The organism is Kitasatospora sp. NPDC048365 (assembly GCF_043200835.1).
Classification (GTDB): domain Bacteria; phylum Actinomycetota; class Actinomycetes; order Streptomycetales; family Streptomycetaceae; genus Kitasatospora; species Kitasatospora terrestris.
The window spans coordinates 21,352-42,180 of record NZ_JBICYJ010000019.1; the positions used below are offsets into that span (position 1 = coordinate 21,352).

The 20,829-nt window shown below is 73.7% G+C and carries 25 protein-coding genes; 11 read left to right on the forward strand and 14 right to left on the reverse strand.

Going from position 1 to position 20,829, the window contains the following annotated elements; all coding sequences use genetic code 11:
- Positions 1 to 140: 140 nt before the first annotated feature.
- The gene (locus ACGFX4_RS20350; RefSeq protein WP_393076108.1) at positions 141 to 593 is read right to left on the reverse strand and encodes a rhodanese-like domain-containing protein; all 453 of its coding nucleotides are present in this window, start codon (positions 591 to 593) and stop codon (positions 141 to 143) included.
- A 136-nt stretch (positions 594 to 729) separates the two neighbouring features.
- Here ACGFX4_RS20350 and ACGFX4_RS20355 point away from each other — a divergent pair, with 136 nt between their 5' ends.
- Positions 730 to 1,752 (forward strand): helix-turn-helix domain-containing protein, encoded by a 1,023-nt coding sequence (locus tag ACGFX4_RS20355; RefSeq protein ID WP_393076111.1) that lies wholly within the window; start codon positions 730 to 732, stop codon positions 1,750 to 1,752.
- A gap of 253 nt (positions 1,753 to 2,005) precedes the next feature.
- Here ACGFX4_RS20355 and ACGFX4_RS20360 read toward each other — a convergent pair whose 3' ends face one another.
- Positions 2,006 to 2,362, reverse strand: coding sequence for a hypothetical protein (locus ACGFX4_RS20360; protein WP_393076113.1), 357 nt, complete (start codon positions 2,360 to 2,362; stop codon positions 2,006 to 2,008).
- 210 nt (positions 2,363 to 2,572) lie between these two features.
- Between ACGFX4_RS20360 and ACGFX4_RS20365 the strand changes: the two genes are divergently transcribed.
- Complete coding sequence (locus ACGFX4_RS20365; protein ID WP_393076115.1) at positions 2,573 to 3,565, forward strand: LuxR C-terminal-related transcriptional regulator; 993 nt, start codon at positions 2,573 to 2,575, stop codon at positions 3,563 to 3,565.
- A gap of 3 nt (positions 3,566 to 3,568) precedes the next feature.
- On the opposite strand, the gene ACGFX4_RS20370 is transcribed toward ACGFX4_RS20365, so the two are convergent.
- Positions 3,569 to 4,336 (reverse strand): MerR family transcriptional regulator, encoded by a 768-nt coding sequence (locus ACGFX4_RS20370; RefSeq protein ID WP_393076117.1) that lies wholly within the window; start codon positions 4,334 to 4,336, stop codon positions 3,569 to 3,571.
- 173 nt (positions 4,337 to 4,509) lie between these two features.
- Between ACGFX4_RS20370 and ACGFX4_RS20375 the strand changes: the two genes are divergently transcribed.
- A complete protein-coding gene (locus ACGFX4_RS20375) occupies positions 4,510 to 5,334 on the forward strand; it encodes an aquaporin (RefSeq protein ID WP_393076478.1) in 825 nt (274 codons plus the stop codon).
- On the opposite strand, the gene ACGFX4_RS20380 is transcribed toward ACGFX4_RS20375, so the two are convergent.
- The 5 genes from ACGFX4_RS20380 to ACGFX4_RS20400 all read right to left on the reverse strand — a co-directional run bounded on the left by ACGFX4_RS20380 (position 5,227) and on the right by ACGFX4_RS20400 (position 7,797).
- Complete coding sequence (locus ACGFX4_RS20380) at positions 5,227 to 5,823, reverse strand: flavodoxin family protein (RefSeq protein ID WP_393076119.1); 597 nt, start codon at positions 5,821 to 5,823, stop codon at positions 5,227 to 5,229. The two genes, ACGFX4_RS20375 and ACGFX4_RS20380, sit on opposite strands and share 108 nt — an antisense overlap.
- Before the next feature lie 75 nt (positions 5,824 to 5,898).
- Positions 5,899 to 6,450, reverse strand: coding sequence for a GNAT family N-acetyltransferase (locus ACGFX4_RS20385; protein WP_393076122.1), 552 nt, complete (start codon positions 6,448 to 6,450; stop codon positions 5,899 to 5,901).
- Between the two features lie 23 nt (positions 6,451 to 6,473).
- Entirely contained in the window at positions 6,474 to 6,896 is a 423-nt protein-coding gene (locus tag ACGFX4_RS20390; RefSeq protein WP_393076125.1) for a MarR family winged helix-turn-helix transcriptional regulator, read from the reverse strand.
- A 112-nt stretch (positions 6,897 to 7,008) separates the two neighbouring features.
- Positions 7,009 to 7,338, reverse strand: coding sequence for a thioredoxin (trxA, locus tag ACGFX4_RS20395; RefSeq protein ID WP_393076128.1), 330 nt, complete (start codon positions 7,336 to 7,338; stop codon positions 7,009 to 7,011).
- An 18-nt stretch (positions 7,339 to 7,356) separates the two neighbouring features.
- Positions 7,357 to 7,797 carry a MerR family transcriptional regulator gene (locus tag ACGFX4_RS20400; protein WP_393076131.1) on the reverse strand — a complete coding sequence of 147 codons (441 nt, stop codon included), beginning with the start codon at positions 7,795 to 7,797 and terminating at the stop codon, positions 7,357 to 7,359.
- Positions 7,798 to 7,852: 55 nt separating this feature from the next.
- On the opposite strand from ACGFX4_RS20400, the gene ACGFX4_RS20405 reads away from it, so the two are divergent.
- The gene (locus ACGFX4_RS20405) at positions 7,853 to 8,668 is read left to right on the forward strand and encodes a GNAT family N-acetyltransferase (RefSeq protein WP_393076134.1); all 816 of its coding nucleotides are present in this window, start codon (positions 7,853 to 7,855) and stop codon (positions 8,666 to 8,668) included.
- A 3-nt stretch (positions 8,669 to 8,671) separates the two neighbouring features.
- Here ACGFX4_RS20405 and ACGFX4_RS20410 read toward each other — a convergent pair whose 3' ends face one another.
- On the reverse strand, positions 8,672 to 9,091 hold the full coding sequence (locus ACGFX4_RS20410; RefSeq protein WP_393076137.1) for a hypothetical protein: 420 nt from the start codon (positions 9,089 to 9,091) through the stop codon (positions 8,672 to 8,674).
- A gap of 55 nt (positions 9,092 to 9,146) precedes the next feature.
- On the opposite strand from ACGFX4_RS20410, the gene ACGFX4_RS20415 reads away from it, so the two are divergent.
- From ACGFX4_RS20415 to ACGFX4_RS20430, 4 genes are all read left to right on the forward strand, one after another.
- Positions 9,147 to 9,578 (forward strand): nuclear transport factor 2 family protein, encoded by a 432-nt coding sequence (locus ACGFX4_RS20415; RefSeq protein ID WP_393076140.1) that lies wholly within the window; start codon positions 9,147 to 9,149, stop codon positions 9,576 to 9,578.
- 50 nt (positions 9,579 to 9,628) lie between these two features.
- Entirely contained in the window at positions 9,629 to 10,360 is a 732-nt protein-coding gene (locus ACGFX4_RS20420; protein WP_393076143.1) for a TSUP family transporter, read from the forward strand.
- A 100-nt stretch (positions 10,361 to 10,460) separates the two neighbouring features.
- On the forward strand, positions 10,461 to 10,823 hold the full coding sequence (locus ACGFX4_RS20425) for a YciI family protein (protein WP_393076145.1): 363 nt from the start codon (positions 10,461 to 10,463) through the stop codon (positions 10,821 to 10,823).
- Complete coding sequence (locus ACGFX4_RS20430; protein ID WP_393076148.1) at positions 10,820 to 12,112, forward strand: RNA polymerase sigma factor; 1,293 nt, start codon at positions 10,820 to 10,822, stop codon at positions 12,110 to 12,112. The genes ACGFX4_RS20425 and ACGFX4_RS20430 overlap by 4 nt, the downstream gene beginning before the upstream one ends.
- Here the strand turns inward: ACGFX4_RS20430 and ACGFX4_RS20435 are convergent.
- From ACGFX4_RS20435 to ACGFX4_RS20455, 5 genes are all read right to left on the reverse strand, one after another.
- A complete protein-coding gene (locus tag ACGFX4_RS20435; RefSeq protein WP_393076151.1) occupies positions 12,064 to 13,521 on the reverse strand; it encodes a cellulose binding domain-containing protein in 1,458 nt (485 codons plus the stop codon). The genes ACGFX4_RS20430 and ACGFX4_RS20435 overlap by 49 nt on opposite strands.
- A gap of 58 nt (positions 13,522 to 13,579) precedes the next feature.
- A complete protein-coding gene (locus tag ACGFX4_RS20440) occupies positions 13,580 to 15,088 on the reverse strand; it encodes a beta-N-acetylhexosaminidase (protein ID WP_393076153.1) in 1,509 nt (502 codons plus the stop codon).
- A 38-nt stretch (positions 15,089 to 15,126) separates the two neighbouring features.
- Positions 15,127 to 15,876: a carbohydrate ABC transporter permease gene (locus ACGFX4_RS20445; RefSeq protein ID WP_345701900.1), complete on the reverse strand. Its 750-nt coding sequence runs from the start codon at positions 15,874 to 15,876 to the stop codon at positions 15,127 to 15,129.
- A 77-nt stretch (positions 15,877 to 15,953) separates the two neighbouring features.
- The gene (locus ACGFX4_RS20450) at positions 15,954 to 16,880 is read right to left on the reverse strand and encodes a carbohydrate ABC transporter permease (RefSeq protein ID WP_393076156.1); all 927 of its coding nucleotides are present in this window, start codon (positions 16,878 to 16,880) and stop codon (positions 15,954 to 15,956) included.
- A 16-nt stretch (positions 16,881 to 16,896) separates the two neighbouring features.
- Entirely contained in the window at positions 16,897 to 18,168 is a 1,272-nt protein-coding gene (locus tag ACGFX4_RS20455; protein WP_393076159.1) for an extracellular solute-binding protein, read from the reverse strand.
- 179 nt (positions 18,169 to 18,347) lie between these two features.
- Between ACGFX4_RS20455 and ACGFX4_RS20460 the strand changes: the two genes are divergently transcribed.
- From ACGFX4_RS20460 to ACGFX4_RS20470, 3 genes are all read left to right on the forward strand, one after another.
- Complete coding sequence (locus ACGFX4_RS20460) at positions 18,348 to 19,097, forward strand: GntR family transcriptional regulator (RefSeq protein WP_393076162.1); 750 nt, start codon at positions 18,348 to 18,350, stop codon at positions 19,095 to 19,097.
- An 86-nt stretch (positions 19,098 to 19,183) separates the two neighbouring features.
- The gene (locus ACGFX4_RS20465; protein ID WP_393076165.1) at positions 19,184 to 20,101 is read left to right on the forward strand and encodes a sigma-70 family RNA polymerase sigma factor; all 918 of its coding nucleotides are present in this window, start codon (positions 19,184 to 19,186) and stop codon (positions 20,099 to 20,101) included.
- Positions 20,098 to 20,766 carry an NAD(P)-dependent oxidoreductase gene (locus ACGFX4_RS20470; protein WP_393076168.1) on the forward strand — a complete coding sequence of 223 codons (669 nt, stop codon included), beginning with the start codon at positions 20,098 to 20,100 and terminating at the stop codon, positions 20,764 to 20,766. Before ACGFX4_RS20465 ends, ACGFX4_RS20470 begins: the two co-directional genes overlap by 4 nt.
- Positions 20,767 to 20,829 lie beyond the last annotated feature (63 nt).

A 20,829-nucleotide genomic window follows, 5' to 3' on the forward strand; every position in this document is an offset into this window, starting at 1 on the left:
CCCCAAGGAACGGACGTGCTTCGGATGCGGAGCGGAAGCCGGTGGCGCCCCTCGCGCCGCTTCCCTTGCCCTCGTCCTGATAGACGTCCATCCCCCCGGGGGGTTGCAGGTGGTTCCAGAAGTTTTTTCCCGACCTCCGGTCAGCAGACCAGGCCGAGGTCGGCGGGGGTGGCGGCCTTGGGGTCGATCGGCCGCCGGCCCTCGGTCGGCCAGCCCTCGCGCACCCAGTACTCCAGGCCGCCGATCATCTCCTTGACCTCCCGGCCGAGCGCGGCCAGCTTCATCGCACCCTTGGTGGAGCCGTTGCAGGCCGGGCCCCAGCAGTAGACGACGAGCAGGCCCGCGGGCAGCTCGGCGACCCGCTCGGCGGTGATCCCGGAGATCGGCAGGCTGATCGCGCCCGGCAGGTGCGCCTTGCGGTGGGCGCCCTCGGCGCGGACGTCCAGCACGGTGAAGTCCTGCTTCCCGTCCCGCATCGCGTACCAGACGTCCGCCGGGTCGGCCTGGCAGCCGAGGCGCTCGGCGAAGAAGGCGTAGGCCTTCTCGGGGGCGAGGGCGGGGATCTCGGTCACGGGCGAGGCGGTGGTGGTCATCTGCGGTCTCCTGGCGGTCCGTTGTGCTGCGCTTTCCGACGTCTCGATCTTCCGATCCGGACACCGGGCGCCGACAGTGGCGGCTACGACTACACTCGCCAAGATTCCGCCAGCCAGGAGCAACCGGGGAGAGCCCATGTCCGCACCCGTGGCCGTCACCATCGGCCCGCGCCCGGAGCCGGTGCACACCATCGCCGTTTACGCCTTCGCCGGCATGGCACCGTTCGAACTCGGCGTCGTGGTCGAGGTGTTCGGACTGGCCCGGCCGGAGCTCAGCGGGCTGCTGGCGGCGCCCTGGTACGACGTCAGGGTCTGTGCCGACCGGCCGGGCGAGCCGCTGGAGGCCGTCGGCGGCTTCGCCGTCACGCCCCGGCACGGCCTGGACGAACTCGCCGCCGCCGACACCGTGATGGTGGTCGGCGTGCCCAACGCGTTCAGCGGCGAAGTCTCCCCCGGCCTGGTCGAGGCGCTGCGCACCGCCCACCGGCGGGGGGCCAGGATCGTCTCGATCTGCTCGGGCGCCTTCGCCCTGGCCGCCGCCGGCCTGCTGGACGGCCTGGAGGCCACCACCCACTGGCGTTACGCCGCACTGCTCCAGCAGCGGCATCCGCTGGTGAGGGTCAATCCGGACGTGCTGTACGTGGACAACGGCTCGGTGCTGACCAGCGCCGGCAGCGCGGCCGGCATCGACCTGTGCCTGCACCTGGTCCGGCAGGACCACGGCGCCAAGGTCGCCAACACGGTCGCCCGGCGCTTCGTCGTGCCGCCGCACCGGGACGGCGGGCAGGCCCAGTTCATCGAGGCGGCGGTGCGTCCGGTCGACGAGACGGACGACGGCGTCGGGCGCTCGATGCGGTGGGCGCTCGACCACCTCGCCGAGCCGCTCACCGTGCCGGCCCTCGCCCGGGTCGCCCGGATGTCGGACCGCTCGTACCTGCGGCACTTCACCGCCCGCAACGGCACCAGCCCGATGCGCTGGGTGATCACCCAGCGCATCGCGGCCAGCCTGCCCCTGCTCGAAGCCCCCGAGGGGACGGTGGAGGAGATCGCGGCGGCCGTCGGCTTCGAGAGCGCGGCGACCTTCCGGCACCACTTCGGGCGGACCGTGCGCACCTCGCCCACCGCGTACCGCCGCACCTTCGGCCGCACCGCGGCCTGACCGGGCCCCCGGCGCCCCCCGGCGCCGGGGGCTGCTACTCCCAGATGATGTTGGCGGCGCTGGCCGTGGCGGCCAGGACCGGCACGGAGGCGAGGGCGAGGGCGGCGACCGCGGCGGCCTTGGCGAGGCGGGAGCGAAGCATGGCGGGATTCCTTCGGGAGGTCGGCTGGAGGAGCCGGATCCTGCGTCCCGCGGTGACGCGCCGTCCGGCGATCACCACTCTCACCCAGCCGCTGACCTGCGGGAAGGACATTCAGCTGGACGGAACCGGCCCTGGACAGTTCCGTCCAGCCGGGCAGGCCTGCGCGAGCGTCCGCTCGTGGAAGGGCGCGATCAGCGGCACCTCGGCCGGGCCGAAGTCCCAACCGCGCAGCTCGGGCAGCTCGTCCACGGCGCGCCGGACCAGCGCGGCGGTGCGCCGCTCGGCGTCCGCCAGCCGGTCCGCGACCAGGAACACGCCGACCACCGGTGCGGGTTCGGCGTCCGGGTGGACCACGACGTGCTCGACCTGGTCGGGACCGGCCAGCGCGCGGATCGACGCGGCGAGGCCGGGTGCCAGCGGGCCACCACCGGCGGGCGGAGCGTTCAGGGTCGCGTGCACGAGGTACATGGCTCCGACTGTCCCAAGGCCGGTGGTGCCCACAACAGGCCTGCCGGCTGGACCCTTTGGGCCCTGACCGGTTCCGTCCACGGTCCGGCGGCCCGCCGGGTAACACCTTGGCGACACACCGTCACACAACCCGATCGGCCGATGAACACCCGTGCGATCATCGTGGGGATCCGACCCACTCACACAGTCTTCATCCCCGGGGGGACCACTGTGCTTGCCGTGCTCGGCCTCGATTCCGCGTCGGAGCGGGTCTACCGCGCGATGCTCGCCCGTCCGCGCGACGGCGTCGCCGCCCTCGCCGCCCGGCTGGGCCTCGGCGAGGAGGAGACCCGCCGCAGCCTGGAGCAGCTCAGCGAACTGGCCCTGATCCGGCCCTCGCACCAGCACCGGGGCGAGCTGCGGGCGGTCTCGCCGGACGTCGGCATGGAGCTGCTGATGGCCCGGCAGCAGGCCGACCTCGCCGCCCAGCAGCTGCGGATCGAGGCCTCCCGGGCGGCCGCCGCGCAGCTCATCGCCGAGTACTCCGACCTGCGTCCGGCCGGCCGCAGCCCCGGGGTGGAGCAGCTGATCGGCCTGGACGAGATCCGCGACCGGATGGGCGGGCTGGCCCGCGAGCTGCGGACCGAGGTGATGACCTTCGCCCCGGGCGGCGGCCACCGGCCGGAGACCATCGCGGCGGCCAAGCCGCACGACCGGGCGGTGCTGGAGCGGGGCGTCCGGATGCGCACCGTCTACCTGGACAGCGTCCGCAACAGCCTGCCGACGCTGGAGTACGTGACCTGGCTGGCGGAGCTCGGCGGCGAGGTGCGGACCGCGCCGGAGCTGCCCACCCGGATGATCATCTTCGACCGGACCACCGCGCTGATCCCGGTCAGCAGCGAGGACACCGCGGCCGGCGCGGTGGTGCTGACCGGGAACGGGACGCTGACCGCGCTGTGCGCCCTGTTCGAGAACGTCTGGGCCGGCGCGCAGCCGCTCGGCGGCACGGTCCGCGACCGGAGCGGGCTCAGCCCGCAGGAGTCGGCGGTGGTCCGACTGCTCGCGCAGGGGCTCACCGACGACGCCATCTCCAAGCGGCTCGCGGTCTCCCCGCGCACCGCCCGCCGGCTGGCCACCGAGCTGATGGAACGGCTGGAGGCCCGCAGCCGCTTCGAGTTCGGCGTGCGGGCCGTCCAGCAGGGGTGGCTGCCGTCCGAGCGGTAGCGGTCAGGCCCGTTCGGCGCGGTCGGCGTTGGCGACGATCGCGTCGCGCAGCCACTGGGCGAGGCCCGGGGCGAGCTTCTCGTAGGTGGCGGTGAACCGCGGGTCGGCGACGTACATCTCGCCGAGGCAGCGGTGCATGGTGTGCGGGCAGTCGTAGAAGTGCCCGGTGATGTGCAGGCGGTGCTCCTCGGCGAGGGCCGTCGCCTGCTCGCTGTCGGGGGCGACGCCCGCGGTGAGCGCCTCGACGAGGCGGGCGTTGAGCTCGTCCATCTCGTCCTTGATGCGCTGCCAGTCGGCCTTGCCGTAGCCGCCGGTGCGCCGCCTGGACTGCTTCCAGGCGTCGGTGTCGCCCCAGCGCTGCTCGGCCTCGTCCTCCCAGCTCTCCTGGTAGTCGGGGCCGAAGACCTCGAACTTCTCCTCGGGCGTCAGCTGCATGCCCGTTCTCCTCGCTTCCATGGCTCGTTCGACGGCCGCGGCCAGTTCCTGGAGGTGCCGGATCCGGTCGCCGATCAGCTCGTGCTGCCGGCGCAGGTGCTCGGTCGGGGTGACCGAGGGGTCGTCCAGGATGGCCGCGATCTCTTCGAGGGGGAAGCCGAGCTCCCGGTAGAACAGGATCTGCTGGAGCCGGTCCAGGTCCGCGTCGGTGTACCGGCGGTAGCCGGACGTGGTGCGCTCACCGGGCGACAGCAGGCCGATCCCGTCGTAGTGGTGCAGCGTGCGCACGGTCACCCTGGCGAGCGCGGCCAGCTGTCCCACGGAGTACCCGTCCACCGGGGGCTCCCTTCCTCGTGTGGCACCAGCCTGCGCTCTCACGTCGCGTGAGGGTCAAGTCGGTGCGCACCTGCCGTACGAGTCTCCGAGCGGCGGCCCCGCCGGGGCGGCGCCGCTTCGGCACACCTGCCAATTGTCCGGGTCGCGGCGGTGCCAGCAGCATGACGGGCATGATGACGACTCCCCTGCCCAGGCGGCTGGCCGCCGAGGCGGTCGGCACGGCGCTGCTGGCCGCGGTGCTGGTCGGCTCCGGCGTCCGGGCGAGCGGGCTGAGCGCGGACGGCGGGGTCCAGCTGCTCGCCAACGTGCTCGCCTCGGTGCTGGCGCTCGGCGTGCTGATCGCGCTGCTCTCCCCGGTCTCCGGCGCGCACCTGAACCCGGTGCTGACCGCGGCCGCCTGGTGGACCGGGCGGCGCGACGGCACCGGTCCGGGCGCGGGCGAGCTGGGCGGGTACCTGCTGGCGCAGCTGGGCGGCGCGGTGGCGGGGGTGGCGCTGGCGGACGCGATGTTCGGCCGGCCGCTGCTGGCGCCGGCCACCCAGATACGTGCCTCGGGGCAGCTGTGGCTGGCCGAGGCGGTGGCGACCGGCGGGCTGGTGCTGCTGGTCTTCGGCCTGCTGCGGACCGGCCGGGGCCGGCTGGCGCCGGTGGCGGTGGCGGCGTGGATCGGCGCCGCGTGCTGGGGCACCTCCTCGGGCAGCTTCGCCAACCCGGCGCTGACCGTGGGCCGGGCGCTGAGCGACGGGTACACGGGGATCGCGCCGGGTTCGGTGGCGGGCTTCGTGCTGGCGCAGGTGGCGGGCGCGGTGGTCGGGTTGGCCCTGGTGGCGGCGGTGTTCGGCCCCCGCCCGGGATCGCGTCCCCGCCCGGGCCCGGGCGCCCGCCCGGGATCAGGCGGGGACGGGCGCGGGGACGGTGGCGAAGAAGGTCTCGGCGCGGCGCAGCGCGGCGGTGTCGTCGAGGACCTGCCCGGGCTTGCTGCCGTTGCCGAGCAGTAGCCCGCCCCAGCGCATGCCGAGGTAGTTGCCGGAGGTGCGCAGGGTGCCGGCCAGCGGGTCGGCGAGCGCCGGGTCCTCGTCGGCCATGGCGGTGATCGCCCACAGGGTGCGGCCGTTCATCCGGGCGCGGAAGTCCACGCCGGGCACCCGCAGCCAGCCGGACCAGTGGTCGAGGTAGTGCTTGACGCTGGTGGTGACGCTGTACCAGTAGAGCGGGGAGACGATCACCAGGTCGGTGGCGTCCAGGGTGGCGTCCAGCAGGGTGCGCAGGTGGCCGGTGGGCTCGGGGTACGCGCCGTCGCCGTGCCGTTCGTCGCTGAAGGCGGGCAGCGGCAGGTCACCGAGGTGCAGCCAGCGCTGGGCGGTGCCGGCCGGGAGCTGTGCGGCGGCGTGGCGGGCGAGCAGCTCGGAGTTGCCCTGGTGGCGGGTCGAGCCGAGCAGGAAGAGGAATCGGCGCTCGGCGGGGTCGGCCGTGGCGGGCTGGTCCATCGGGTCCTCCGGGATGTGGCGGGACGGGTTGTCGGGAGCAAGTCCGCCGCGGCCCGCCGCATTCCCGACGACCGGTCAGACGCCCGCGCGGCGGGAGAGGACGCCGACCTCGCGGTCGGCGTAGCAGTGCATCGGCTCGCCGAACGCCGGGTCGGGGCGCAGGCCCAGGTCGGTGAGGCCGAGCCGGTCGGCGACCGCGCGGGAGGCCGCGTTGTGGGCGTGCACCCAGGCGATGAACGGCAGGTCGGGGTCGTGCCGGTAGGCGGCGTCGTGGGCGGCCCTGGCGAGTTCGGTGGCGTAGCCGCGGCCCCAGTGGACGGGGTCGAAGCGGTAGTACAGGTTCCAGAAGCCGGGCTCGTGGCGCTGGGCTCCGCCGATGCCGATCACCTCGCCGGTGCTGCGCAGCCGGGCGGTCCAGTAGCTGAGGCCGTCGGTGTGCCAGCGGGCGGCGGCGCGGTCGATCCAGTCGCGGGTGGTGGCGAGGGAGGCGTGCCGGCCTTCGGGCAGGTGGGTCCAGGTGCGGGGGTCGGCGTTGATCCGGTGCAGGGCGTCCAGGTCGTGCTGGCCGACGGCGCGGAGGTCGAGGCGGTCGGTCAGCATGCGGTGGAGCTCGCTGAAGTCGCTCATCCGGTGATCGTACTGACCCCGGGTCAGTCGGCGGAGCCGTAGCGGACCAGGTAGGCGGCGAAGGCGGCGACGTCAGGGTCGGCCCAGCCCTCGAAGCGTTCGGTGAAGGAGCGGCGGCGCTGCTCGTTGGCGTCGGCGAGCAGCTGCTCGCCCGCGGCGGTGAGCCGGAGCAGCTGGCCGCGCTGGTCCTCGGGGTCGGCCTCGCGGCCGAGCAGGCCGAGCTTCTCCAGGCCGCCGACCTGACGGCTGACGGTGGACTTGTCGAGCATGAAGTGCGCGGCGAGGTCGGCGGCCCGGCAGGCGCCGCGCTCCTTGACCAGGTCGAGCATGCTGTAGGTGACCAGCGACAGGTCGGGGTGGAGCTGGGAGGCCTTCTGCCGGGCCCGCCGGGCGAACGCGGTGAGTTCCCGCTGGATGGTCTCCAGCGCGGCGTCGCGGTCGGGCATGGCGGTGGCTCCTTCGGTCCGGGTGCTGCGGACCACGGTAGGCGCCCCCGGTTCGGGGGCGGCCACCGCGGTGGCCTGCGGCGTTGCCCGGACGCCGGCCGCCGGGGAGCGGCTACGGCTGCAGGATGTCGTCCAGCTCGCGCAGCAGCCGGGCCTTCGCCCGCGCCCCGACCAGCACGCGGACCGGCTCGCCGCCGCGGAACACCATCAGCGTCGGCATCGACAGCACGCCGTACGCCGCCTGGGTCTCCGGGTTGGTGTCCACGTCCAGCGAGACCACCTTCAGCCGCTCGGTGTGCTCCGCGGCGACCTCCGCCAGCACCGGCGCGATCTGCCGGCAGGGCGGGCACCAGTCCGCGGTGAACTTCACCAGCACCGGCCGCTCGGCGGCCAGCACCTCCCGCTGGAAGGTCTCGTCGGTGACCGTCGTCAGTCCAGCCATTGCCCTGCTCCCCTCGATTCAGTCCTGTTCGGCTTCCGTGGCGCGGGTGAGTTCGCAGCGCGGCGCCGGGCCGTCCGGGGCGTCCGCCGCGCGGGCCAGCCGGTCGCGGTCCTGCTCGGCCCGGGTCAGCTGCCCGGCCACCCGCTCGCGGACCTCCAGCAGCCGGTCGATGCACGCGTCCAGCTCGGCCAGCTTGGCGCGGTACACGTCCAGCGAGGCCGGGCAGGAGTCGCCCGCCGGGTGGCCGGCCTGCAGGCACTCGACGAACGGCCGGGTCTGCTCCAGGTCGAAGCCGAACTCCTGCAGGGTCCGGATCTGCTGCAGCAGCCGCAGGTCCTCCTCGTCGTACGCGCGGTAGCCGTTGCCGCCGCGCCGCGCCGGCAGCAGCCCGCGCGACTCGTAGTACCGCAGGGTGCGCGTGGTCGTGCCCGCGCGCGCCGCCAACTCACCGATCCGCATGCCCCGACGGTAGACCTTGACCCCGACGTCAACGCCAGGCGATTACAGTCCGGCTGTGAACGATCATCGAAACGAGCACCAGGACGGCGCCGCGGAGCTGCTCGCGGCCTACGACGCCCAGCTGCGGGGTGTCGACCCCGACCCGCCGGCCGGGATCGAGCACCAGCAGGACGGCCCGGTCACCCGGGTGGTCGGGCAGTTCCGCGGCTTCGTCGCCGCGCCCGCCGACCTCGGGGTGGACGGCGCCGACCTGGACGCGCTGATCGCCCGGCAGCGGGACTTCTTCGCGGCCCGCGGCGAGGCCGTGGAGTGGAAGATCCGCGGCCACGACCGGCCCGCCGGTCTGCCCGGCCGGCTGGCGGCGGCCGGGTTCGTCCCGGAGGACCCGGAGACCGTGCTGATCGGCCGGGTGGAGGAGCTGGCCGGCGAGCCGGTGCTGCCCGAGGGCGTCGCCCTGCGCGAGACCACCGACCCCGAGGACCTGCGCCGGATCGCCGCGCTCGAATCGGAGATCTGGGGCTTCGACATGAGCTGGCTCGGCGAGGAGCTGATCGCCCGCACCACCGCCTCGCCCGCCGCCTTCCAGGTCCTGGTCGCCGAGGCGGACGGGCGGCCGGTGTCCGCCGCCTGGCTGGCCCTGCGGCCCGGCAGCGAGTTCGGCGGGCTGTGGGGCGGCTCCACGCTGGAGGCCTGGCGCGGACGCGGCATCTACCGCGCCCTGGTCGCCGCCCGGGCCGGCCGCGCGCGGTCGCTCGGCTACCGCTACCTGCAGGTCGACGCCTCCGACGACAGCCTGCCGATCCTGCGTCGGCTCGGCATGGTCCCGGTCACCAGCACCACCCCGTACGTGTGGACGCCGCCGGCCGGCTGACGCTCACCCCTGCGGGCCGCCGATCCCGGTGATCGACCGGTCGGCGGCCCGCACCGTGTACCGCACCGGCAGCGTGCCGCCCCGCCGCCACTCCTCCACGACCAGCACCGCCCCGCCCGCGCACCCCGTCCGCCACGCGTCCGGCGGATCCGCGGCCCGGAACACCGGGTCCAGCCGGTGCGCGGCGGCCCAGGCGTCGAGCCGCGCGTTCAGTTCCGGCGTCAGGTAGAGCGCCCGCACCTCGGACGGCGTCCGCCCGGTGCCGCCGAGGCCGAGCACCGCGTCCCGGTACGCGCCCACGAACTCCCCCACCAGCGCGGCGTCCTGCCCGCACCCGGCCGCCCCGGCCGCCGGGGCGGCCGCCGCCGGGCCGCCCTGCGCCGCGAGGGCCAGCGCCGCCACCAGAACCGCCTTGCGGAACATGTAACCACTACTCCAAGATTGAAGGGTTAGTATCGGATCTGTCGAGGAGCCCCCCGTGACCGTGCCGCGCCCCCCGCTGCCCCCGTTCACCGCCGAGAGCGCCCGTGCCAAGGTGCAGGCCGCCGAGGACGCCTGGAACTCCCGCGACCCGCAGCGGGTCGCGCTCGCCTACACACCGGACTCGGTCTGGCGCAACCGCGAGCAGTTCATCACCGGCCGCGCCGAGATCGAGGCGTTCCTCACCCGGAAGTGGGAGAAGGAGAGGGAGTACGCCCTGCGCAAGGAGCTCTGGGCGCACACCGAGGACCGGATCGCGGTGCACTTCCAGTACGAGTGGCACGACGCCGACGGCCGCTGGTGGCGCTCGTACGGCAACGAGCTGTGGGAGTTCGACGAGGCCGGACTGATGCGCCGCCGCGAGGCGTCGATCAACGATGTGGGGATCTCCGAGGCGGAGCGCACGATCTTCGGACCCCGCGGCGACTGACCGCGGGCGGGCCCGGCAAGCTGTACCGGACCGACCGGAGGAGCGTCGCCGTGCCCGACACCTGGACCACCGCGCTCGCGCTCGGCGCGATCGTGCTGGTCGGCTCCTCGGTGCAGCGGATGGCCGGGATCGGCTTCGCCCTGGTCTCGGCGCCCGCCCTGGTGATGGTGCTGCCGGCGACCGAGGGCGTGGCGCTGTCCAACTGCGCGGCGGGCGTGATCAGCGCGATCGGCCTGGCGGGCGCGTGGCGGCAGGTGCGGCTGCGGGCGATGCTGCCGCTGGTCGCGGCGGCCGCGGTGACCGTGCCGGTCGGTGCGTGGGTGGCGGCCCGGCTGCCGGAGCCGGCCCTGCTGGTGTCGATGGGCGTGCTGGTCACCGCTGCGGTGCTGCTGGTGCTGCGCGGGGCCCGGGTACCGGCGCTGCGCGGGACGGGCGGGGCGTTCACGGCGGGCGCGGCGAGCGGGTTCATGAACGCCTCCGCGGGCGTGGGCGGCCCGGCGATCTCGCTGTACGCGGTGAACGCGGGCTGGACCGTCCGCGAGTTCGTGCCGAACGCCCAGTTCTACGGACTGCTGGTGAACGTCTTCTCGGTCACCGCCAAGGGCCTGCCGCACCTGGCGGCGCCGTCCTGGGCCCTGTGCGGCGCCGCCGTGCTGGCCGGCAGCGCGATCGGGACGGTGCTGGCCGCCCGGACGCCGGAGGGCCCCGCCCGGCGCTTCGTGCTGCTGCTGGCGCTGGCCGGCGGGGTCACCACCGTCCTCAAGGGCATGTCGGGACTGTGAGCCGGGAAAGATCTTCGAAAAGATCTCGGGGCGGATGTCGAGAAGCCCGTGCGGGCTCCGACCGAGGGACGACAGCACACCGCGAGAGGGGACACCCGGGATGAAGTACCTGCTGATGACCTACGGCAACCAGGAGAAGTGGGCCGCCCTGTCGGCCGAGGAGTGGCCGGCCGCGATCGCCGCGCAGGAGGCGTTCAACACCCGGTACCGGGAGAGCGGCGAACTGCTCGGCGCGTACGGGCTCGGCGACGCGGCCGTCTCCCGGCTGGTGCGCCGCGAGGAGGGCCTGCCGGCGGTCAGCGACGGCCCGTACCTGGAGACCAAGGAGTACATGGCCAGCTTCTACCTGCTGGACTGCGAGAGCGAGGAGCGCGCGCTGCAGATCGCGGCGGACATGCCGTGGGCGGACCGCGAACCGGTCGAGCTGTGGCCGATCCTGCACGAGTCCCCGATGGCCGGATGAGCACCGACCGACCCGGCGTCGAGGACCTGCTGCGCGAGCTGGCGCCGCAGGTCCTCGGCGCGCTGGTGCGCCGCTACGGGCAGTTCGACAGCTGCGAGGACGCGGTGCAGGAGGCGCTGCTGGCCGCGGCGGTGCAGTGGCCGGCCGAGGGCGTGCCGGCCAACCCGCGCGGCTGGCTGGTGACGGTCGCCTCCCGCCGGCTGGTGGACCAGGTGCGCAGCGAGCACGCCCGCCGCGCGCGGGAGGACCGGATCGCCTTCGCCACCCCGCAGTCGGAGCTGCTGGCCCGGCCCGCCGACGCGGACGCCGGCCGGGACCGGGACGACTCGTTGACGCTGCTGTTCCTGTGCTGCCACCCGGCGCTGTCCGCCCCGAGCCGGATCGCGCTGACCCTGCGCGCGGTGGGCGGCCTGTCCACCGCGCAGATCGCGGCGGCGCTGCTGGTGCCGGAGGCGACCATGGCGCAGCGGATCAGCCGGGCGAAGCAGACCGTCCGCAGCTCCGGCCTGCCGTTCGCGCTGCCGGAGCCGGCCGAGCGGGCGCAGCGGCTGCGCGAGGTGCTGCAGGTGCTGTACCTGGTCTTCAATGAGGGCTACACGGCCAGTTCGGGGCCGGAGTTGACCGCTCCGGCGCTCTCCGCGGAGGCGATCCGGCTGGCCCGGCTGCTGCGGGCGCTGCTGCCCGAGGACGCCGAGGTGGCGGGTCTGCTGGCGCTGATGCTGCTGACCGAGGCCCGGCGGGAGGCCCGGACGGCCGCGGACGGTGCGCTGGTGCCGCTGGCGGAGCAGGACCGCGCCCGCTGGGACGCCGGGGCGATCGCCGAGGGGGTGGCGCTGGTGTCGTGGGCGCTGCCGCACGGCGAGGTCGGCCCCTACCAGCTGCAGGCGGCGATCGCGGCGGTGCACGACGAGGCGGCGTCGGTGGCGGAGACCGACTGGCCGCAGATCCTCGGCCTGTACGAGCTGTTGGAGCGGGTGTCGCCCGGTCCGATGGTGACGCTGAACCGGGCGGTGGCGGTGGCGATGGTCCAGGGGACGTCCGCCGGGCTGGAGTTGCTGGAGGCGCTGGCGCAGGACAGGCGCCTGGCCCGGCACCACCGGCTGGTCGCGACCCGCGCCCACCTGCTGGAGCTGGGCGGTGAGCGGGCGGGTGCGGCCGCCGCGTACCGCCAGGCGGCGACGCTGGCCACGAGCGTGGCCGAGCGCCGCCACCTGGCGGGCAGGGCTGTGGAGCTGGGCGATCAGCTGCCGGGGACGGTGTCGGTGAAGGTGGTGCCGGCGGAGCGGTAGCCGGTGACCTTCGAGGCGACCTGGGCCGGGGTCAGCACCTGGTCCTTGACGAAGTACACCCAGTCGACCTGCTCGTTGTACGAGCGCGAGGTGGACGAGGTCTGCCCGTTGAGGTCGATCAGCCAGTGGTTGAAGTCGATCCACTGCGGGGTCTCGGGCAGGTAGGGCTCGCCGTGGGTGGCGACGACCTGGCCGTCGATCCAGTAGGTGATGGCGGAGTTGTCGACGGTCAGCAGCAGGTCGTGCCAGCCGTCGTAGGACTGCCGCTGCTCGCCGTGGGCGTTCACGGCGTTCCACGGGTCCGGGTTGTAGGTCTCCCAGGAGGTCTCGTACATGATGTTGCCCTGCTCGCCCCAGCCGCCGTTGGGCAGGTACTCGAAGTCCTGCTCGCTGTAGTTCGGGTCCATCGGGGCGTTGAGCGGGGTGAAGGTGAAGAAGGTCTGGTTGACGTGGTCGCCGTCGGGGCCGCCGGTCGGGGTGTCGTTGAACTTGACCCGGGCCGCGTAGGTGCCGTTCTTGAACTTCCGTGCGGTGGTCTGGATCTCGGTCTCGCGGGTGCCGGCGGCGGTGCCGTCGGTGGTCAGCCGCATGTTCATCACGGCGGCGCTGCCGGTGCCGACGAAGGTGATGTCCTGCGGGGACCAGGTGGCGCCGGGGACGCCGGGGCCGCCCTGGCCGGACTTGACGGTCCAGCCGTGCTGCTGGATCGCGGCGTCCGAGCTGCTGCCGTACGCGAAGTCGTCGAACAGCGCGGGGGCGTTGGGGTCGACCGGCGGGGTGGAGGTGGAGCCGGACGGGGACGGCGAGGGCGACGGCGAGGAGGTCGGGTCGTTGCCGGCCGGGGCGGTGCCCCAGATCAGCGCGCCGTTCTTCTGGACGGTGACCTTGGTCCAGTTGGCGTAGGAGGTCTGGGTGCCGCTGAAGGAGTAGTCGTCCGACTGGGTCAGGGTCTGCCAGTCGGAGCGGTAGAAGCGCAGCTGCATGTCGCCGGTGGACTGGCCCGGGGCGAGCGAGCCGGCGCCGGCGGTGAAGCCGATCTCCAGGTAGCGGTCGGCGGTGGCGGTGGGGTTGGCCAGGGTGCCGAAGGTGCCGGTGATGTTGCCGCAGCCCTTGACCGCCCAGGAGCAGGCGAAGCGGTAACTCACCGACGGGCCGTCGGACTTGAAGTAGTAGCGCAGCGTGGTGCCGTTGAGCGCGACGGTGGTGGTGCCGGTGTTGGTGAGCTGCAGCCAGGGCTCGGACTGGTCGGCGGTGGCTCCGCTCGCGCTGGTGCGGTACTGGGCGGTGAGCGCGTCACCGGCCGCGGCGGCGGGTTCGGCGAGGACGAGGCCGGTGCCGATCAGTCCGGCGGCGGTGGCGGCTGCCAACGCGGCGCGGGCACTGGCGGGTATGCGCAGTCGTGCGGACACGAGATCCCTTTCCGTGGGGGTGGTGGTACGGGACGTGCTGCGGTGCTGATGTGCGGTGCTACCTGCGGGTGGTGATGCCCAGCGCGGCCAGCCGGGGGGCGTGGTCGCGCAGGGCGGGCAGGAAGTCGGTGGCCCAGTCGCCCGCCGGGTTCCAGGCGCGGTCGGCGAGGGCGAGCAGGCGGGGGTAGAGCAGGTGGTCGTACTGCTCCTCGGTGGTGACGAACTCGGTCCACAGCTGGGCCTGGGTGCCGAGCACCCGGGCGGTGTCGGCGGGTGCCCAGTGCGCGGGGGCCGGGTCGCCGGCGTGGACGGCGTGCAGGTCGACGACGGCGCCGGCCTGGCCGAGCGGCTCGTCCGGGGAGTCGCTCTGCGGGTAGTCCAGGTAGGTGGACAGGTGCGGGGCCATCACCACGTCGTGGCCGCGGCGGGCGGCGGCCAGGCCGTGGTCGGCGTCGCGCCAGGGCATCACGGTGAACTCGGGCGGCAGCGAGGAGGAGCTGTCCTCGGCCCAGCAGACCGGGCGGCGGCCGTTGGCCATCAGATGGGCGCCGACCTGGGCGAGGAACCAGCCGTGCAGTTCCTTCGGTGCGGCGAGGCCCAGTTCGGCGGTGCGGGCGAGCGCGCCGGGGGCGGTCTCCCACTCGGTGGTGGGGCACTCGTCGCCGCCGAGGTGGATGTACCGGGACGGGAAGAGGTCCATGGTCTCGTCGAGGACGGTGCGGCAGAAGTCCAGCACCCCGTCGTGGACGCCGAGAATGGTGTCGCACACGCCCCACTCGGTCCACACGTCCAGCTGCCGCCCGGGCCGGTTGCCGAGCTCCGGGTAGGCGGCCAGCGCGGCCCGGACGTGCCCGGGCATCTCGATCTCCGGCACCACCCGCACCCCGCGCTCGGCGGCGTACGCGACCAGGTGGCGCAGTTCCGCCTTGGTGTAGGCGCCGCCGTGCGGGACGTCGTCCCAGCGGTCGGAGCCGGCCTGGCCTAGCATGGAGCGGGCGCGGACCGAGCCGATCTCGGTGAGCCGGGGGTAGGCGTCGACGGGCAGTCGCCAGCCCTGGTCGTCGGTGAGGTGCAGGTGCAGCACGTTGAGCTTGTGCAGGGCGATCCGGTCGACGGTGCGCAGCAGGCGGTCCATCGGCTGGAAGTGCCGGGCGGTGTCGATCATCAGGCCGCGCCAGGGGTGGCGGGGCCGGTCGGCGATCTCCACGCAGGGCAGGGTCCAGGCGGTGCCGGGGGCCGGGCGGTCCTGCAGGGCCTGGGGCGGGAGGAGCTGGCGCAGGGTCTGGATGCCGTGCAGCAGTCCGGCGGGGCGGGCGGCGACCAGCCGGACGCCGTCGGGGGTGATGCTGAGCCGGTAGCCCTCGGCGCCGAGCACGGCCGGGTCGAGGGCGAGGACCACGGCGCCGTCCGGGGAGGCCGGCAGTGGCAGCCCGGTGGCGGGGGCGAGCAGGGTGCGCAGCAGCCGGGCGGCCGGCTCGGCGGCGGCTTCGGCGCGGACGGCGGTGGCGGCATCGAGGGTGAACCGGCCGGCGGTGCGGTGGGCCCGCACGGGGGTCGGGAGGATCACGGGGGGTTCTCCTGGGGTCGGGGATTCCTGGTGGACGGTCAGCCCTTGACGGCGCCGGCGGTCAGGCCGGCGGTGACCTTGTTCTGGAGGACCAGGAAGATCAGCAGCACGGGCAGCATGAACAGCCCGGCGGCGGCCATGGTGGCGCCCCAGTCGGTGCCGAAGACGTTGGCGAAGGAGGACAGCCAGACCGGCAGGGTGCGGGCGTCCTGGTTCTTGATGATCAGGGTGTTGGCGAAGGCGAACTCGTTCCAGGCGGTGATGAAGCCGAACAGCGAGGTGGCGAGCAGGCCGGGGGCGAGCAGCGGCAGGGTGATCCGGCGGAAGGCCTCGGGCCGGGTGCAGCCGTCGACCCGGGCGGCCTCCTCCAGTTCGACCGGGACGGCGGCGAGGAAGCCGCGCAGGGTGACGATGGTGAACGGCAGGGTGGTCATGAAGTAGACCAGGGTGAGCATGGTCAGGCTGTCCAGCAGGTCGGTGTCCCGGGCGATCACGTACATCGGGATCAGCAGCGCCTCCCAGGGCGCCATCTGCGCGGTGAACACCAGCAGCAGGAAGGCGCGCCGGCCGTGCCAGCGCAGCCGGGCCACGGCGAACGCGGCGAGCAGCGCGACCAGCAGGGCGAGCAGCACCGAAGCGCCGGTGACCAGCAGGCTGTTGCGCCAGAAGGTGCCGAAGCCGGGGGCGGAGACGGCGGTGCGGTAGTGCTCCAGGGTGGGGTGGAGCGGCAGGAAGGTCGGGGTGTCGGCCTGGATCTCGGCGGTGGGCTTCAGCGCGGTGATCGCCATCCAGTACACCGGGAAGGCGCAGACCGCGAGGACGGCGAGGCCGGCGAGGTTGAGCGGCAGGCGCCGCAGGGCGGGGATCACGGGTTCTCCTCGGCTTCCTGGCGGTGCATCCGGCGCAGGGTGGCGACCAGGGCGGTGAGCAGGATCAGCACGGTCAGGGTGGAGACCGCCGAGCCGAGGTCGTACTTGTGCAGGGACTGGGCGATCTGGAAGGCGTAGACGGGCAGGGTGGTGGTGGCGCTGTTCGGGCCGCCCTGGCTGACCACCCAGATCTGGGCGAAGCACTTGAAGGTCCAGATCACCTCCAGCGAGGTGACCAGGGCGAACAGCGGGCGCAGGACGGGGAAGGTGACCAGGCGGAAGGTCTGCCAGGGTCCGGCGCCGTCCAGGCGGGCGGACTCGTACAGCTCGTTCGGGATGGTGGTCAGCCCGCCGTACAGGGTGAGTGCGGCGAACGGCACCGACTGCCAGACGATCAGCGCGACCAGCACGGCGAAGGTGGCGTCCTCGTGGGCGAACCACGCGTAGTCGCGGAAGCCGTGCAGACCCAACTGGTCAAGTACCCAGTTGACCACTCCGAAGCGGGACTGGAAGAGCCACTGGAAGACGGTGGTCGCGGCGATCACCGGGGTGGCCCAGGTGAGGACCAGGGCGCTCATCACCGCGAGCCGCATCCGCCGGCCGAGCCGGATCAGCAGCAGCGCGGTGAGGGTGCCGAGCACGGTGATCAGGACGGTGTTGAGCGCGGTCCAGGCGAGCGTGCGGCGGACCACCCGCCAGAACTCCGGGTCGTCCAGCACCTCGGTGTAGTTGGCGAGGCCGACCCAGGGCGCGCCGCCGCGGATCAGCTCGGCCATCCGGAAGTGCTGGAAGGAGATCAGCAGGTTCCGGGCGAGCGGGTAGAGCAGGAGGAACGCCGCGCCCACCACGGTGGGGGCGACCAGCAGATAGGGCCCGACCCGGCTGCGGATCGGCGGTCGGGCGGTGGGCGCGGCGGTGGGCACGGCGGTGGACTCCCGGTCAGGACGAGCTGTTGAGGGCCTTGGTGATGGCGTCGGAGGCGGCCTTGCCGGCCGCGTCCGGGTCGGCGCCGGTGAGCACCTGGGTCATGTACTGCTTGATCGGGTTGTTGGCCTCGACGGCCGCCCAGTTCGGCGAGTTGGGGGTGGCGTGGCCGTTGACCGCGCCGGCCGCCATCGCCACCGCGCCGTCGTTGCCGGCCAGTGCGCCGGCCAGCGAGGTGCGGTTGGGGACGTAGCTCATCTCCTTGGCCATCTCGGCCTGCCACTTCGCCCCGGCCAGCGCCTTGACCACCTGGTAGGCGGCGTCCTGGTGCTTGGAGGACTCGGGGACGACCAGGTCGGAGCCGCCGGTGAAGACCGCGCCGGGCTTGGCCGCGCTCTTGCCGGGGATCGGGAAGAAGCCCAGCTTGTCCTTGAGCTCCGGGTTGGCCTTGACGATGGCGTTGGCGCCGCCGGGGGTGGAGATCACCTGGGCGATGTGGCCCTTGGCGAACACCTCGGCCTGCAGCGGCTTGCCCTCGTCGGCGTCCTTGGGGCCCTTCCCGAGCGCCTGGAGCCGGCGGTAGAAGTCGATCGCGGCGCGGGCCTGCGGGGTGTCCAGGGCGCCCTTCCACTTGCCGTCCGAGCCCTTGACCGCCAGGTCGCCGCCCTCGTCCCAGACGAAGCCGGCCAGCGCGTACCAGGTCTGCCCGGTCAGGTAGATGCCCTCGTTGCCGCCGGAGTTGAGCTTCTCGGTGGCGGCCAGCCACTCCTCGCGGGTCTTCGGCAGGGCGGTGACGCCGGCCTGCTCGAAGAGGTCCTTGCGGTAGATCACCACGCGGTTGGCGGCGTACCAGGGGATGCCGTACTGCTTGCCGTCGATCCGTCCGGGCTCGGCCAGGCCCGGGATCCAGTCCAGGCCCTCCAGCTCGGCGACCTTGTCGCTGAAGTCGTGCACGCCGCCGCTGGCCGCGTACTGGGCGACCTGGGTGTTGCCGACCTCGATGACGTCCGGCGCGTCCTTACTGGCCAAGGCACTGGTCACCTTCTGGCCGATGCCGTCCCACTCCTGGATCTGGACGTTCAGCTTCAGGTTCGGGTGGGTCGCCTCGAAGTCGGCGCGGAACCGCTGGAGGTAGCCGTCGGTGACGCTGTCACGCATGATCCAGACGGTCAACTCCTGGTTACCGGAGGAGTTTTCGCTGGACTGACCGGTGGAGGAGCAGGCCGCCGTACCGGCCAGGACGGCGGCGGCGAGGAGCAGGCGCAGCGGTGGTGCGGAGGGTCTCACGGAGACGTCACCTCATGGGGGAAGGGGCTGAAAACTTACCAGTGGCTCTGACTGGTAAAGGAATGTGGCATAGACCAGTTGGGCCGTCAAGGCCTGCGGCGGGGGTCGATGGTGCACACTGGTCAAGGCCCGACTACGCTCGGCCGCTGGTTCGACCACGACAGGAAGGGCGGAACGGCATGGGCGGCGAGGCCTCCGGTCCCGCGTACAAGCGCACCCGGGTCCGCGACTACCTGCGGGATTACGTCGAGTCGCGCTCCCCCGGCGACCCGATCCCCTCCGAACGGACCCTGTGCGAACAGCTCGCCGTCTCCCGGCCGACCCTACGCTCCGCCGTCGACGAACTGGTCTCCACCGGACTGATCGTCCGCGAGCACGGCCGCGGCATGTTCGTCGCCCCCGCGAAGATCACCCAGGAGCTGGCCGCCGCCACCGAGGACCACGCCTTCGTCCTGCCGCGCGCCGCCGGCACCTGGACCAGCCGGGTGCTGGAGTTCTCCACCGTCCGGGCCGGCGCCCGGGTCGGCCGCAAGCTCAACCTCTCCCCCGCCGTGGAGATCGTCTACATCGCCCGGCTGCGGCTGGTCGACGGCGAGCCGATGGCCATCGAGTACCTGCACGTCCCGGCCTCCCTGGTCGGCGGCCTGCAGGCCGAGGAGATGGAGAGCGGCGACTTCTACGAGCTGCTGCGCGACGCCCACGGCGTCCGGGTGCACGAGGCCACCCAGTGGATGGAGCCCACCGTGGTCAGCGAGAAGGAGGCCCGGCTGCTCGACGTCCCGGTGCTCTCCCCCGCCCTGCACGTCGAACGCCTCACCACCGACCGCACCGGCCGCCCCGTCGAGTACGTCCACTCGCTCTACCGCGGCGACCGCTACCGGATCGTCTCCCACCTCTCGCTCGGCGACCCGGACGCCCCCACCGGGTGAGACCCGCGCCACACCGGCGCGCACCCGTGTCACACCCGGCCCCGCCGTGCTGCTCTCAGTCCACAACCGCGACAGGAGGGCGCACGATGACCGACCCCGAACCGGCGACCGAGACCTACCTCGACCACCGGGAACTGCTCTTCTCCATCGTCTACTCCATGCTCGGCAGCGTCGCCGACACCGAGGACGTCCTGCAGGAGACCTGGCTCGCCTGGACCGCCCGCACCGCCGACCCCGGATCCGAGCCGATCGACAGCCCGCGCGCCTACCTGGTCCGGATCGCCGTCAACAAGGCCCTCGCCCGGCAGGCCGCGATGGCCCGGCTGCGCGAGACCTACATCGGCCCCTGGCTGCCCGAACCCCTGCTCACCACCCGCGAGGCCACCCCGCTCGGCGACGGCGCCGACGCCGCCGAGCGCGCCGACGCGGTGTCGATGGCGATGCTGGTCGTCCTGGAGACGCTCAGCCCGCTGGAACGCGCCGTCTTCGTCCTGCACGAGGTCTTCGGGTACGCCCACACCGAGACCGCCGAACTGCTCGGCCGCTCCCCCGCCTCGATCCGCCAGCTCGCCCACCGCGCCCGGGAGCACGTCCACGCCCGGCGCCCCCGCTACCGGGCCGACGCCCGGCTGCGCCGCCAGGTCACCGAACGCTTCACCGCCGCCATCGCCGGCGGCGACCTGGACGCCCTGCTCCGCCTGCTCGCCCCCGACGTCACCCTGTGGGCCGACGGCGGCGGCAAGGCCACCGCCGCCGGACCCCGCCCGCTGCACGGCCGCGACCGCGTCCTGCGCGCCCTCGCCCGGGGCCGCTCCGTCGCCCCCGGCGGCATCGACGTCCGTCTCACCGACGTCAACGGCGGTCCGTCCGCCGTGCTCTACGCCGACGGCGTGCCGTTCGGCGTGCTCGTCCTCGACCTCGCCCCCGACGAGGACCTGGTCACCGGCATCTACTTCGTCACCAACCCCGACAAGCTCGCCCGCCTGGAAGGAGCAGAGCTGTGAACATCACCGTCTTCGCCGCCACCGGCGGCATCGGCCGCCACCTCGTCACCCAGGCCCTCGCCGCCGGCCACCGCGTCACCGCCGCCGTCCGCACCCCCGACTCGCTCGCCGGACTCCCGGTCCGCACCGTCCGGGTCGACCTGTCCGACCCCGACCCCGCCGCCGTCCGGGACGCCGTGGCGGGCGCCGACGCCGTCCTCTCCGGGCTCGGGGCGCGCAGCGGCGCCGACATCGGCGTCGCCCGGCGCGGCACCGAGGCGATGATCACTGCCATGCGGGCCGCCGGCGTCCGACGGCTGGTCGTGGTCAGCGCCGCCCCGATCGGCACCGTCCCCTCGCCCCGCCGGCCCACCCCGCCCCGGCACGACCCCGGCGACGGACCCTTCGTCAAGTACCTGGGCTCGCCGATGATCAAGGTCGTCCTGCGCAAGCGCTACGCCGACCTCGCCCTGATGGAGGACGCGGTGGCCGCCAGCGGCCTCGACTGGACCACCGTCCGCCCGCCCCGCCTCACCAACGGCCCCGGCACCGCCGACTACCGCACCGCCCTCGACCGCAACGTCCCCGGCGGCAGCGCCATCTCCCGCGCCGACGTCGCCCACTACATGCTCCGCGCCCTCACCGAGCCCGACTCCGTCCACCACACCGTAGGCATCGGCAGGTGAAGTCGACAGGGGCTCGGGGAACCGCGAGGCCGGCCCCGTGATCGGCCGACAGCGCCTGTTCGG

Excerpts from the sequence above, each read along its gene's own strand:
- ACGFX4_RS20430 (WP_393076148.1), top strand. The coding sequence starts at position 10,820 with ATGAGCACCGACCGACCCGGCGTCGAGGACCTGCTGCGCGAGCTGGCG.
- ACGFX4_RS20385 (WP_393076122.1), bottom strand. The coding sequence starts at position 6,450 with ATGAGCGACTTCAGCGAGCTCCACCGCATGCTGACCGACCGCCTCGAC.
- ACGFX4_RS20460 (WP_393076162.1), top strand. The coding sequence starts at position 18,348 with ATGGGCGGCGAGGCCTCCGGTCCCGCGTACAAGCGCACCCGGGTCCGC.
- ACGFX4_RS20360 (WP_393076113.1), bottom strand. The coding sequence starts at position 2,362 with ATGTACCTCGTGCACGCGACCCTGAACGCTCCGCCCGCCGGTGGTGGC.
- ACGFX4_RS20380 (WP_393076119.1), bottom strand. The coding sequence starts at position 5,823 with ATGGACCAGCCCGCCACGGCCGACCCCGCCGAGCGCCGATTCCTCTTC.
- trxA (WP_393076128.1), bottom strand. The coding sequence starts at position 7,338 with ATGGCTGGACTGACGACGGTCACCGACGAGACCTTCCAGCGGGAGGTG.
- ACGFX4_RS20375 (WP_393076478.1), top strand. The coding sequence starts at position 4,510 with ATGACGACTCCCCTGCCCAGGCGGCTGGCCGCCGAGGCGGTCGGCACG.
- ACGFX4_RS20350 (WP_393076108.1), bottom strand. The coding sequence starts at position 593 with ATGACCACCACCGCCTCGCCCGTGACCGAGATCCCCGCCCTCGCCCCC.
- ACGFX4_RS20390 (WP_393076125.1), bottom strand. The coding sequence starts at position 6,896 with ATGCCCGACCGCGACGCCGCGCTGGAGACCATCCAGCGGGAACTCACC.
- ACGFX4_RS20465 (WP_393076165.1), top strand. The coding sequence starts at position 19,184 with ATGACCGACCCCGAACCGGCGACCGAGACCTACCTCGACCACCGGGAA.
- ACGFX4_RS20410 (WP_393076137.1), bottom strand. The coding sequence starts at position 9,091 with ATGTTCCGCAAGGCGGTTCTGGTGGCGGCGCTGGCCCTCGCGGCGCAG.
- ACGFX4_RS20400 (WP_393076131.1), bottom strand. The coding sequence starts at position 7,797 with ATGCGGATCGGTGAGTTGGCGGCGCGCGCGGGCACGACCACGCGCACC.
- ACGFX4_RS20445 (WP_345701900.1), bottom strand. The coding sequence starts at position 15,876 with ATGGCGATCACCGCGCTGAAGCCCACCGCCGAGATCCAGGCCGACACC.
- ACGFX4_RS20425 (WP_393076145.1), top strand. The coding sequence starts at position 10,461 with ATGAAGTACCTGCTGATGACCTACGGCAACCAGGAGAAGTGGGCCGCC.
- ACGFX4_RS20355 (WP_393076111.1), top strand. The coding sequence starts at position 730 with ATGTCCGCACCCGTGGCCGTCACCATCGGCCCGCGCCCGGAGCCGGTG.